This window comes from Paralysiella testudinis (assembly GCF_016894345.1).
Lineage (GTDB): Bacteria > Pseudomonadota > Gammaproteobacteria > Burkholderiales > Neisseriaceae > Paralysiella > Paralysiella testudinis.
In genome coordinates this window covers 2,670,482-2,682,406 of record NZ_CP069798.1, presented here as the reverse complement: position 1 = coordinate 2,682,406, position 11,925 = coordinate 2,670,482, and the positions used below count along the sequence as shown (strand labels likewise).

General features: G+C 56.7%; 8 protein-coding genes, 2 tRNA genes and 1 pseudogene. 7 read left to right on the top strand and 4 right to left on the bottom strand.

Translation table 11 applies throughout. The annotated features are described in order from the left end of the window. Nucleotides 1-37 precede the first annotated feature (37 nt). Nucleotides 38-265, bottom strand: a complete 228-nt coding sequence (locus JQU52_RS13595) for a hypothetical protein (RefSeq protein WP_230338998.1) — start codon at nucleotides 263-265, stop codon at nucleotides 38-40. Nucleotides 266-414: 149 nt separating this feature from the next. Then, the gene (locus tag JQU52_RS13590) at nucleotides 415-1,242 is read right to left on the bottom strand and encodes an RnfABCDGE type electron transport complex subunit B (RefSeq protein WP_230338997.1); all 828 of its coding nucleotides are present in this window, start codon (nucleotides 1,240-1,242) and stop codon (nucleotides 415-417) included. A gap of 161 nt (nucleotides 1,243-1,403) precedes the next feature. Here JQU52_RS13590 and JQU52_RS13585 point away from each other — a divergent pair, with 161 nt between their 5' ends. The 4 genes from JQU52_RS13585 (at nucleotide 1,404) to JQU52_RS13570 (ending at nucleotide 5,492) form a co-directional block, all read left to right on the top strand. Next, nucleotides 1,404-3,863, top strand: a complete 2,460-nt coding sequence (locus JQU52_RS13585; RefSeq protein ID WP_230338996.1) for a heavy metal translocating P-type ATPase — start codon at nucleotides 1,404-1,406, stop codon at nucleotides 3,861-3,863. A gap of 171 nt (nucleotides 3,864-4,034) precedes the next feature. Beyond that, nucleotides 4,035-5,138, top strand: a complete 1,104-nt coding sequence (locus JQU52_RS13580; RefSeq protein WP_230338995.1) for a metallophosphoesterase — start codon at nucleotides 4,035-4,037, stop codon at nucleotides 5,136-5,138. A 168-nt stretch (nucleotides 5,139-5,306) separates the two neighbouring features. Beyond that, nucleotides 5,307-5,382: transfer RNA gene (locus JQU52_RS13575), tRNA-Val, on the top strand. Between the two features lie 33 nt (nucleotides 5,383-5,415). After that, nucleotides 5,416-5,492, top strand: a tRNA-Asp gene (locus JQU52_RS13570). Between the two features lie 206 nt (nucleotides 5,493-5,698). On the opposite strand, the gene dsbD is transcribed toward JQU52_RS13570, so the two are convergent. After that, nucleotides 5,699-7,483, bottom strand: coding sequence for a protein-disulfide reductase DsbD (gene dsbD, locus JQU52_RS13565; protein ID WP_230338994.1), 1,785 nt, complete (start codon nucleotides 7,481-7,483; stop codon nucleotides 5,699-5,701). A 318-nt stretch (nucleotides 7,484-7,801) separates the two neighbouring features. Beyond that, nucleotides 7,802-9,220, bottom strand: coding sequence for a type I glutamate--ammonia ligase (gene glnA / locus JQU52_RS13560; protein ID WP_230338993.1), 1,419 nt, complete (start codon nucleotides 9,218-9,220; stop codon nucleotides 7,802-7,804). A 290-nt stretch (nucleotides 9,221-9,510) separates the two neighbouring features. Here glnA and aroE point away from each other — a divergent pair, with 290 nt between their 5' ends. The 3 genes and pseudogenes from aroE to JQU52_RS13545 all read left to right on the top strand — a co-directional run bounded on the left by aroE (nucleotide 9,511) and on the right by JQU52_RS13545 (nucleotide 11,869). After that, nucleotides 9,511-10,335 (top strand): shikimate dehydrogenase, encoded by an 825-nt coding sequence (gene aroE / locus JQU52_RS13555; protein ID WP_230338992.1) that lies wholly within the window; start codon nucleotides 9,511-9,513, stop codon nucleotides 10,333-10,335. Next, a complete protein-coding gene (gene mtgA / locus JQU52_RS13550; RefSeq protein ID WP_230338991.1) occupies nucleotides 10,323-11,015 on the top strand; it encodes a monofunctional biosynthetic peptidoglycan transglycosylase in 693 nt (230 codons plus the stop codon). Before aroE ends, mtgA begins: the two co-directional genes overlap by 13 nt. An 89-nt stretch (nucleotides 11,016-11,104) precedes the next feature. Next, nucleotides 11,105-11,869: pseudogene (locus JQU52_RS13545) on the top strand (IS5 family transposase). Nucleotides 11,870-11,925 lie beyond the last annotated feature (56 nt).

Here is an 11,925-nt window from a genome sequence, read left to right as displayed (position 1 = left end):
AGTAATTGTGAACAGACCCTAATGCAAGTGCAGCAATTTACCAGCTATTTTGTTCAGGCTGCCTGAAACGGAAAATCCGTGCAGCCTTCCCCTTGGCGCAGCCGAACCTGCAACCGGGGTCGCCTTTCTTTTGCTTACTTTGCTCGCCGTAGGTGCGCTTCGCGTGAGCGAAGCAAAGAAAAGTAAGTGGCCGCGCGGCCATGAAGCGCAAAGTAAAACGATAAGAAAACGCATAAAACCACAGCATATTTTTAAAATAATCCACTTCGTTTTACTTTAGGCTTACCAATGGATTGCCGAATCCAGTTCGGCAATGGCCGTCTTACCTTTCAGGTAGCCTTTGATTAGCAGCTGCGTATCTTCAATGATAAATCAAAGCTGTTTCAAGCAGCCTGAAGCAGGCGGCTCACCATTTTAATTCTCTTGCTCGGCCTTATACGCCCGCAGCCACGCCAGTGCGGCGGCTTGTTCCGCTTCGCTGCCGTAGCGCAAATCGCGCTGGGCACGGCGGTAGGTGGCGCGGGCTTGGGCTTTGTCGATTTGCTGTTGGGCAAAGTCGGCTTGGTTGGTGGCTTCGGTGCGCTGGTTTTGCTGCGCTTGCGCCCGCGCCATGGCCTTGGCAATCAAATCGGCCGGATTGAGTTTGGCGCTGCTGCCATGCGTTTGGGTAACGGCGGCGGCGCGGGCGGCCAAATGGGCGCGGCGGGCAGTGGCCAAGCGTTGCAAGCGGGCTTGGCGGCGTTGGTGGCGGCGCTGTGCATGGCTGGCGGCGGCTTCGCGCGGAGCCAAACCGGCATCGGCCAGTTGGCGTGCACGCGGCAGCCAGGCATCGGCCACCGGCTGCAAGTCGATACAGTCTACCGGACAAGGCGGCAGACACAGCTCGCAGCCGGTGCATTCGTTGGCCAATACGGTGTGCATTTGCTTGGTGGCGCCGATAATGGCATCCACCGGGCAGGCTTTAATGCAGGCGGCACAGCCGATGCAGGCGGCTTCATCAATCACCGCCAGCACTTTGGGCGCGGCGGCTTTATCGGCTTGTGCCAACGGCAAGGGCGGGGTGTTGAGCAGCGCGGCCAGATCGTGCATTACCGGCATGCCGCCGGGCGGACACAGATTGATGGCGGCTTGGCCACTGGCCAGCGCTTCGGCATAAGGCGCACAGCCGTCAAAGCCGCATTGGCGGCATTGGGTTTGCGGTAACACGGTTTCGATACGGCGGGCATTTATGGACACAGACATAAACCAAAATACAAAAATCTAAAGAGGCTTATTCTAACCTAAGCCAAAGGCTGCCTGAAAAATATTGCCGCGCAAAAGCGGTTTGATGCAGGTAAAACCGCTTTTATTTCAGGCAGCCTTGCCCTACCGCCGCGCTGTGCTTGCGCGTACAATCCAACCCCATGGATAAAGAACCTTGTTTTCACTGCGGGCTGGACGTACCGGCCTCGGTTGACTTACCAATCGAATTTGAAGGCCATGCCCACCCCACCTGCTGCGCCGGTTGCCAAGCGGTGGCACAAAGCATTATCGGTGCCGGTTTGGGCAGCTATTACCACCAGCGTACCGCCGATGCCCAGCAAGCCGCTTTGCCGCCGCAAGAAATGATGGCGCAGCTCAAACTCTACGATTTGCCCGAAGTACAGGCCGATTTTGTGGAAGTGTTGGCCGAAAACGAACGCGAAGCGGTGTTGATGCTCTCCGGCATCACCTGCGCGGCCTGCGTGTGGCTGATTGAGCAGCAATTGCTGCGCCTGCCCGGCGTGTTGCGGGTAGACATCAACTACAGCACCGAGCGCGTGCGCGTGGCGTGGGACAACAGCCGCGCAGCTTTGTCGGACATCCTGCTGCGGGTGCAAAGCACCGGCTACCAAGCCGCGCCCTACGATGCGCAAAAAGTGGACGCACAAGCGCAAAAAGAGCGCAAACAGGCATTGGTGCGGCTGTGGGTGGCCGGTTTGTCGATGATGCAGGTAATGATGTATGTGGTGCCCACTTATTTGTATGGCGACGACATCGAAGAGCCGTTTTTGTGGCTGCTGCATTGGGCCAGCATGGTGCTCACCCTGCCGGTGATGCTGTATTCGGCAGTGCCGTTTTACCGTGGCGCACTGCGCGATTGGCGCAACAAGCGCGTGGGCATGGACACACCGGTGGCGATTGCGATTGTGGCGGCGTTTAGTGCCAGCTGCTATGCCCTGCTCACCCGCCAAGAGCACGGCATTTATTTCGACTCAATTTCCATGTTTGTATTCTTGCTGCTGGGCGGGCGCTATCTGGAGCAAATGGCGCGGCGCAAAGCCGCCAGCGCCACCGAGCGGCTGATTAAACTGGTGCCCGCGTTTTGCCACAAACTGCCCGATTACCCGGCCAGCGAGGCCAGCGAAGAAGCGGTGGTGGCCAAGCTGGCGGTGGGCGATGTGCTGCTGGTGAAGCCCGGCGAGGTGATTCCGGTAGACGGCCGCGTGCTGCGCGGCGAAAGCGCGGTAAACGAAGCCATGCTCACCGGCGAAAGCGTGCCGGTGGCCAAAGCCGCCGGTGCCGCCGTGGTGGCGGGCACCCTCAACACCGCCAGCCCTTTATTGATTGAAACCGCCCAAGTGGGCGGCGACACCCGCTTGGCGCATATTGTGCGCCTGCTCGACCGCGCATTGGCGCAAAAGCCGCGCATGGTGGAGCTGGCCGACCGCTACGCCTCGTGGTTTGTGGCCGGTTTGCTGCTGCTGTCGGTGCTGGTGTTCGGCGTGTGGACGTATCTGGACGGCAGCAACCGCGCCTTGTGGATTACCGTATCGCTGCTGGTGGCCACTTGCCCGTGCGCCTTGTCGCTGGCCACCCCGGCGGCATTGGCCGCCAGCACCGGCAACTTGGCCGGACAAGGCGTGCTAATCGGGCGCGGCCATGCACTGGAAACGCTGGCGCACATCGACGATGTGGTGTTTGACAAAACCGGCACCCTCACCGAAGGGCGGCTGGCAGTGCAACAAATCCAAACCGTGCAATCTCAAGCCGACACCGCTTTATTAACCGCCATAGCGCAAGCGCTGGAAGCGCAATCCGAGCACCCGGTGGCGCAAGCCTTGTTGCGGCTGCCTGAAAACACTGAGTACAACATAAGCGCCCACAACCGCATCAACCGCGTGGGGCACGGCGTTACCGCGCAAGTGCACAGCGGCGGCGAGGAAACCATTTGGGCAATTGGCCGAGCCGATTTTGTTGCCGAAATTGCCGGGCCCTTGCCGCCCGAATTGGCCAAAATCGAGCACAGCGGCACCGTGGTGTATCTGGGCAATGCGCAGGGCTTTCAGGCAGCCTTTTTGCTGCAAGACCAAACCAAAAGCGGCGCTGCCCGCCTGCTGGCTCAGTTGAAGCAAGCAGGTGTGCGCCGCCATTTGCTCAGTGGCGACCGCAGTGCTGCGGTTGAACATTTGGCCGCCGAATTGCAGCTCGACGCCTACCGCGCCGAAGCCACGCCCGAAGACAAGCTGGCCTATGTGGCCGCTTTGCAGCAGCAAGGGCGCAAAGTGCTGATGGTGGGCGACGGCATCAACGACGCCCCAGTGCTGGCCAAGGCGGATGTATCGGTGGCGGTGGCCGAAGGCGCCGACGTGGCACGCGATGGCGCCGATGTGGTGCTGCTCAACGACGACATCGGCATGATTGCACCGCTGCTGCGCCAAGCCGAACGCACCCGCACCATCATCCGTGAAAACCTGCTGTGGGCCACCGCCTACAACGCCATCGCCGTACCCCTGGCCGCCACCGGCCATGTAACCCCGTGGGTGGCGGCACTGGGCATGAGCCTAAGCTCTTTGCTGGTGCTGGCCAATGCACTGCGTTTATTGAAAAGCAAAACAGCTTGATTTGGCTTTAATCTTTAATGATGAATGCGTTGGTTTAAACTAGGCTGCCTGAAAAGATATTCAGGCAGCCTTCTATTTTGTTATCCGGCAAATACTTGTGTTTGCTGCCGATTGCCCCATTTTTAAGCATCGTTCTATCGGCAACGCCTTTGCTTATTTAATTCAATCACCATGAACCGAACTTATTTTTTCCTCACCTTAATCCTCGTTTATCAGGCTTCACTATTGGCGGTGGTGGCCGCCGTGGGCTGGTGGCTTAAGCCTTATTGGCAGCGCTTTGGCCGCCGCAGTGCCATGCTGTTGCTGTGGCTGGCGCTCAATGGCGTGCTGGCGGCCAGCATGTTGCGGCTGGGGCCGATGGGCTTTAAAAGCGGCGGCATGGTGTTGATGTTGGTGTTTTACGCCGCGCTTACCGCCGTGCTGGCGCTGGCGGCTTATGCACTGCTGCGGCTGCTGCGCCGCCCTGCTGTGCAGGCCGCACGCTGGGTGCGCATTGGCGCGCCGCTGTTGTTTGTCGGCTGGCTGGGGCTGGGCTGGTGGAGTGCGTATTCGCCGCAGGTGGTGCGCTACGATTTAAGCATCAGCAAACCGTTGGCGCAGCCGCTGAAAATCGCGCTGGTGAGCGATTTGCATTTGGGGCAATGGGTAGGCAAGCGCCAGTTGCACAAGCTGGCCGATATTATGACGCAAGAGCAGCCCGATATTATTCTGATTGCCGGTGATGTGATGGACGACTTGCCCGATGTATACCGCCGGCAAAACATGCAAACCGCACTTGCCCGCTTGCAGGCGCCTTTGGGCGTGTATGCCACCTTGGGCAACCACGACAATTATCGCGGCGTGCAAGGCGATATTGTGCACGATATCCGCGACGCCGGTGTGGTGCCGCTGCGCGATGAAATGCGCAAGGTACACAACCGCCTGTGGCTGGTGGGGCGGCGCGATGATGTGGAAGCCGGCCGCCTGCCCTTGTCTGCTTTAATGAATGACACCCTGCGCCAAAGCCCGCTGCCGGTGGTGGTGATTGACCACCAACCCACCGAAGCGCTGCGCAATAGCCGCGAAGCCATCGATTTGCAAGTAAGCGGCCACACCCACCGCGGCCAAGTCTGGCCGGCCACTTGGCTGGTGCGCCGTTTCCAAACCTACGACTACGGCCATTTCGAGCTTAACGGCCGCCATTTGGTGGTGTCCAGCGGCTATGGCTTGTGGGGCGTGCCGCTGCGCATCGGCACTCGCGCCGAAGTGGCGATGATTACCCTGCACAATCCTTGAATTGGGTAGCAAGTTTCAGGCTGCCTGAAAGCATGAAACTTGAATGGCAAAAAATGTTGTTTATTTGTTAAACCGAATCAGCCTGTTAATGCAAAATCGGCCGCAGTGGTGAAAAAAAACTTGTTCACAAAGGCCGCTTATGGTTAAATACGCGCCTTAACAAACGCGGGGTGATTAGCTCAGTTGGTAGAGCGCCTGCCTTACAAGCAGGATGTCGGCGGTTCGACTCCGTCATCACCCACCAGTTTTTTGTTTTGTGCCTTGGCATAAAACATGCGCGGTGGTAGCTCAGTTGGTTAGAGTACCGGCCTGTCACGCCGGGGGTCGCGGGTTCGAGCCCCGTCCGCCGCGCCAAAAAATAAAAAATCCTGCCTGAGGGCGGGATTTTTTTATGGCTTGCGTTTTTATCAAATCAATTCGTTCTGAATGATGTGTGTAGGCGTGCCAATCGATGGCCGAATCCGGCTTGGCAATGACGGGTTTAAGTTTCAGGCAGCATAGATAAAAAAACCGCCGCTGTGAGTAAGCATCACAGCGGCGGTTTTTTAATGGCATCCTATTTAAGGCTGTGCCGTTTGTTGCCGATACCAATCCAAAAATGCCGCCGGTGGCGCAAAGCCCAGCAATGGCTCGCTGCGGCGCCCGTCTGCATATTCCACAAACAGACCGGGCGGGCCGAAAAGGCCGTATTCTTTAAGCAGGGCTTGTTGTGCCGGGGTGTTGGCGGTGACATCGATTTGGAAAAAACTTTGCTCGTCTAAGGCTGCCTGAACTTCCGGATTGTTAAAGGTGTAAGCGGCCATTTCCTTGCACGACACACACCAGTCGGCATAGAAATCCACCAATATCGGCGCTTGGCTGTTTTGCGCAAATGCGGCGGCCTTGGCGGCATTCAAATCATCGGGATGGAAGAAGGTGCGGCCGAAATGCACTTGCCCGGGCGGGGTGATGCTCAGCGCTCGGTGTAGGCCGGTGCTGTATAAGCGGCTGCTTTGGGCGGCGAAGTAAATGCCGCCTGCCATTAATAGCACACCCAAAATCGTGGCGGCGGGTTTGAGTTTGCCTGCCAAGCGGCGGCTGCGCGTGAGCAGCAAACCGGCCGGAATAATCATCAGCAGGCTGTAGGCGCCCACCACCACAGCATAGGGCAGAAACGGGGTGGCCATATACACTGCCACCGCCAGCAAAATCACCCCGAAGGCGTATTTGATGCCGTTCATCCAAGCACCGGCACGCGGCAGGATATGGCCGCCAAAGGTGCCCGCCAGTATCAGCGGCACGCCGGTGCCCATCGCCAGCGCATACAGGGCAATGCCGCCCAAAGCGGCGTCGCCGGTTTGGCCGATATAGCCCAGCGCAAACGCCAGCGGCGGTGCCACGCAAGGGCCGACAATCAGCGCGGAAAACATGCCCATGCCGAACACGGAAGCAATTTTGCCGCCGGAAAGTTTGTTGCTTTGATTATGAAAGAAGCTTTGCAGCCGCGCAGGCAGTTGCAGGCTGTATACATCAAACATGGCCAGCGCCAACACCACCATAATGGCGGCGGCGCTGAGCACCACCCACGGCTGTTGCAGCCACACGGTGAGTAGCGCACCACTCAAACCGGCCACCACGCCCACCAAGGTGTAGGTGAGCGCCAGCCCTTGCACATACACCATGGATAAGGTGAAGGCGCGGCGCTTGCTGCCGCTTTGGTCGCCCACGATAATGCTCGACACAATCGGCAGCAAAGGATACATGCAGGCGGTGAGGCTTAAGCCCAAACCGGCGACAAAAAACGCCAATAAATTGGCGTTGAGGGTATCCCACGACAGCGTGAAGCGGCTGCTGGCGGGATTGGTGGCCGGTGTGCGCGGCAGGCTGTTGTCTGGCTGTAAAAACGGATTGGCGGGCTTGACGACGGGCGGGCTGTATTCGCCGTTGCCGTTGATTTCAAAGGTGGTTTGCACCGGCGGATAACACACGCCCACATCGGCACAGCCTTGATAGCTCAGCGTAAGGGTGTGGCTGATACCTTGGCCGGGCTGGCGATACGGCCAATGGGCACCGGCTTGGTGGTAATACACTTCTTGAGTGCCAAAAAAATCATCGGTTTTTTCTTTGCCGCTGCTGAACGTGGGCTCGCCCAGCAAGGCATCGGGATTGGTGGCGGCTTCGATTTTGCTGCGGTACAGATAATAGCCGTCGGCTAACTCAAAGCGCACATCAATGCCTTGGTCGTTGACGCTTAAATGCGGTACGAAGGCTTGCTCGGCAGGCAGCAGGCGGCTGCCGTCTACGGCAAAGGCGGTGGTACACAATAATAAGGTGAGCAGGGCGAAAAAACGTTGCACTATATTCATGAGGGGCTGGCATCGCGCCGCAGCAGGCGGCAGGGCTGAGAGATAAGCGCGGATTATAGCAAAGCAGCAGCATCGCCGCCTTGGCGGGCAGGCGGCTTTACTTTTTTATACACACGGCTTTCAGGCAGCCTTTGAAAAGGCAAGGGATATGTCTTAATCTTATTTAGAAGTTCTATTTAGAATTGGGCATCAACCAATATCGCTTTAACTTTAAAGGGTGAATTAAATGGATGTTGGCTTATGTTTGAGATTGAGAGCACTAAAAAGGCTGCCTGAAAGCACAAATTCGCTTCCAGGCAGCCTTTGATTACCGCCGTTTTACAGGCTGTAATACATTTCAAATTCCAGCGGGTGCGGTGCCATGCGGATGCGGCGTACGTCTTCTTCTTTAAAGGCGATGTAGCTGTCGATCCAGTCTTGGCTGAACACGCCGCCGCGGGTGAGGAATTCGTGGTCGGCTTTCAGGGCGGCCAATGCTTCTTCTAAAGAGGCGCATACGGTGGGCACCAAGGCATCTTCTTCCGGCGGCAGGTCGTAGAGGTTTTTGTCGGCCGGGTCGCCCGGGTGGATTTTGTTTTGGATGCCGTCTAAGCCCGCCATCAAGAGTGCGGCAAAGCACAGGTAGGGGTTGGCCATCGGATCGGGGAAGCGCGCTTCGATGCGGCGGCCTTTGCTGCTGGCCACATGTGGGATGCGGATGGAAGCCGAGCGGTTTTTGGCGGAATAAGCCAGTTTGGTGGGCGCTTCAAAGTGCGGCACCAGGCGTTTGTAGGAGTTGGTGGACGGATTGGTAATCGCGTTCAGCGCTTTGGCGTGTTTGATGATGCCGCCGATGTAGTACAGTGCCACATCAGACAAGCCGGCATAGCCGTCGCCCGCAAACAGGTTTTGGCCGTCTTTCCAAATCGATTGGTGCACGTGCATGCCGGAGCCGTTGTCGCCCATAATCGGTTTGGGCATAAAAGTGGCGGTTTTGCCGAAGTTGTGCGCCACGTTTTGGATCACGTATTTCAAATCTTGGGTCCAGTCGGCACGGCGGGTGAGGGTGTTGAAGCGGGTGCCGATTTCCATTTGTCCGGCGGTGGCCACTTCGTGGTGGTGTACTTCCACCGGAATGCCGATTTCTTCCAGAATCAGGGTGCAGGCCGAGCGCAAATCTTGGCCGGAATCCACCGGGGCTACGGGGAAATAGCCGCCTTTTACAAACGGGCGGTGGCCGGTGTTTTGGCCGTCGTAGGATTTGCCGGAAGACCAAGCGGCTTCTTCGGAGTGGATTTTGTAGCGGGTGCCGGACATATCGGTTTCAAATTCGATGCCGTCGAACACAAAGAATTCCGGCTCGGGGCCGAAGTAGGCGGTGTCGCCCAAGCCAGACGATTTCAAATAGGCTTCGGCGCGTTTGGCGATGGAGCGCGGGTCGCGGTCGTAGCCTTGGCCGTTGGCCGGGTCAATCACATCACAGGTGAGCACCAGTGTGGGCTCGTCGTAGAAGGGATCGATAAAGGCGGTGGCCGCATCGGGTTTGAGCTGCATATCGGAAGCTTGAATGCCTTTCCAGCCGCCGATAGAGGAGCCGTCAAACGCTTGGCCGTTTTCAAACCATTCTTCCGGGTCTTCCAATACAATGCGCGCAGGCAGGGAAACGTGCTGTTGCTTGCCTTTGGTGTCGGTAAAACGCAAGTCGATAAATTTGACTTGGAACTCTTCAATCAGGTTGACCACATTTTGAATGGACATAGATGCACTCCCGTAATGGTGATGAAAATAACAACATGCCAACGATTCTGCCATAAGCCGGGGCTGAAAAAAATGCCGCGATGCAAAAAGATGTTTCGATTATAAAGATATATGATTAAATAATTGAAAAATATAAATATAAAAATACGAAAAATCGGTTTATATCCGATTTTCAGATGTTTTAACCGGTATGGACGGGGTTGGCAGCCATGCCCAAATCCGTTTGTCGAAAAAACCGCCGTGCCGCATAATACCGCTTTTGCCCTTGCCGGACAGCCAAAAGGAAACCCATGCTGGAATATGCCGTATTCGGCAACCCGATTGCCCACAGCCGCTCGCCGCAGATTCATCAGGCCTTTGCCCGCCAACAAGGCTTGCCTATGGTGTATGAGCGGGTGTTGGCACCGCTGGATGGTTTTCAGGCAGCCTTGGCTGATTTTTTCCGTGGTGGCGGCGTGGGTGCCAATGTAACCGTGCCGTTTAAAACCGAAGCCTATGCCGCCGCCGATGTGTTGTCGGCGCGCGCCCAAGCCGCCGGTGCGGTAAACACCTTATATCAGCAGCCCGATGGCCGCATTTTGGGCGACAACACCGATGGCGAAGGGCTGGTGCGCGATATCGTTGATTTACACGGCCATGCCTTGGCGGGCAAAACCATTTTGCTGTTGGGTGCGGGCGGTGCCGCTCGCGGTGCCGTTGGTGCTTTGCTGGCCGCGCAACCGCAGGCGCTCACGGTGGTGAACCGTACGGCGGATAAAGCGCGGCAATTGGCGGCAGAGCAAGGTGTGCACTGGGCGGAATATGCCGCCGTGGCGGCGCAGCGCTTTGATGTGGTGATCAACGCCACTTCAGGCAGCCTCAACGGCGATTTACCGCCGCTGGCCGATGCGGTATTGGCCAAGGCCGAATTGGTGTACGACATGATGTACGCCGCCGCACCCACGCCGTTTTTGGCTCATGCCCGCGCTTGCGGTGCCGCCGCAGTGGCCGACGGCTTGGGCATGTTGGTGGCGCAAGCGGCGGCGGCGTATGCTTTATGGCGCGGCTTTAGCCCCGAGATTGCGCCGGTGGTGGCGCAAATCCGCGCAGAAATGGAGCCGATATGCGCTGGCTGAAATGGCTGCTGGCCTTGCCGCTGGCAGCAGTGGTGGTGTTTAACGCCTATGTTTACGGCAGCATCCTCACCTACCGCGCGGTGGCACCGCATTCCACCGCCTTTATGCAAATGCGTATGGGGCAATTGGCGGCGGAAAAACCGGATGTTGATTTGGATTACCGCTGGGTGCCTTATGAGCAGATTTCGGTAAATCTGAAAAAAGCACTGATTGCCTCGGAAGACGCCAATTTTGCCGAACACGGCGGCTTTGATTGGGCGGGCATCCGCTTGGCGATGAAGAAAAACCAACGCGCCGGGCAGGTGCGGGCTGGCGGCTCCACCATTAGCCAGCAATTGGCGAAAAACCTGTTTTTAAATGAAAGCCGCAGCTATGTGCGCAAGGCCGAAGAAGCGGCGATTACCGCCATGCTCGAAGCCACCACCGATAAAGACCGCATTTTTGCGCTTTATCTGAATGTGATTGAATGGGGCTACGGCATTTATGGCGCCGAAGCGGCCAGCCAGCATTACTTCAAACGCAGCGCGGCACAGCTCAGCCCGCAACAAGCCGCCCAACTGGCCGCCCGCGTGCCACGGCCTTTGTTTTATGCCGACAACCCGAACAACCGCAGCTGGCGCGGCAAAGCCAATGTGATTTTACGGCGCATGGGCTCGGCCACATTGCCGGAAGGGGATTAGGGTCTGTTCACAATTACTTGTCATACCCTTGAATAAAAAAGAAACGCAGGCATAAAAGGAAGTTCTCACCCTCCCCCAATACACCTGCGATGCCCCGTACACTACTCAAAGATGAACATTGGACGAAGCTGTTACCTATTCTGCGTGATTTGGGTATTTATAGCAAACCCAATTTGCGCAGAATTCTTGAAGGCATACTTTACAGAATAAGAACCGGCATACCGTGGCGGGATTTACCTGAGTATTTCGGCAAGTATCATACTGTTTATACCGCTTATAACCGTTGGTCAGAAAAAGGCATTTTTACTGCAATCTTGAAACAGCTCAGCCAAGAGAGTGACTTGGAGTGGGTAGCCATAGACGGCAGTTATATCCGTGCTCACCAACACTGCGCCGCAGCCTCAGCGCTCAGTGCGCAAGAGGATCACGCAATCGGTATGAGCTGAGGCGGCAGAACCAGCAAGATTCATCTGGCTGTAGATGCTGCAGGCAATCCGATTGAGGTTATCGTTACTGCGGGCAATATCCATGATGTCACCGTTGCACCGGAGCTGCTTGACAACATCAACCTTGCCGAAACTGAGTTGGTTAATGCGGACAAAGGTTACGATTCAGACCGGCTCAGGGAGCAAATAGAGCAAAGCGGTGCGAAAGCCAATATTCCCTATAAAAGAAATAGGGAAGAGAAAAATAAAGACATGGACTGGTATTTATATAAAATCAGGCATTTGGTAGAGAATGCCTTTTGCCGTTTGAAACATTTCCGAGCGATTGCCAGCCGTTACGATAAGCTGAAACGCAACTTCCACAGTACGGTTTTATTGGGGTGCATTGTGATGTGGTTACCTTTATGACAAGTAATTGTGAACAGACCCTAAAACGGCTCTATTCGCCACACCGCCATGCGGTA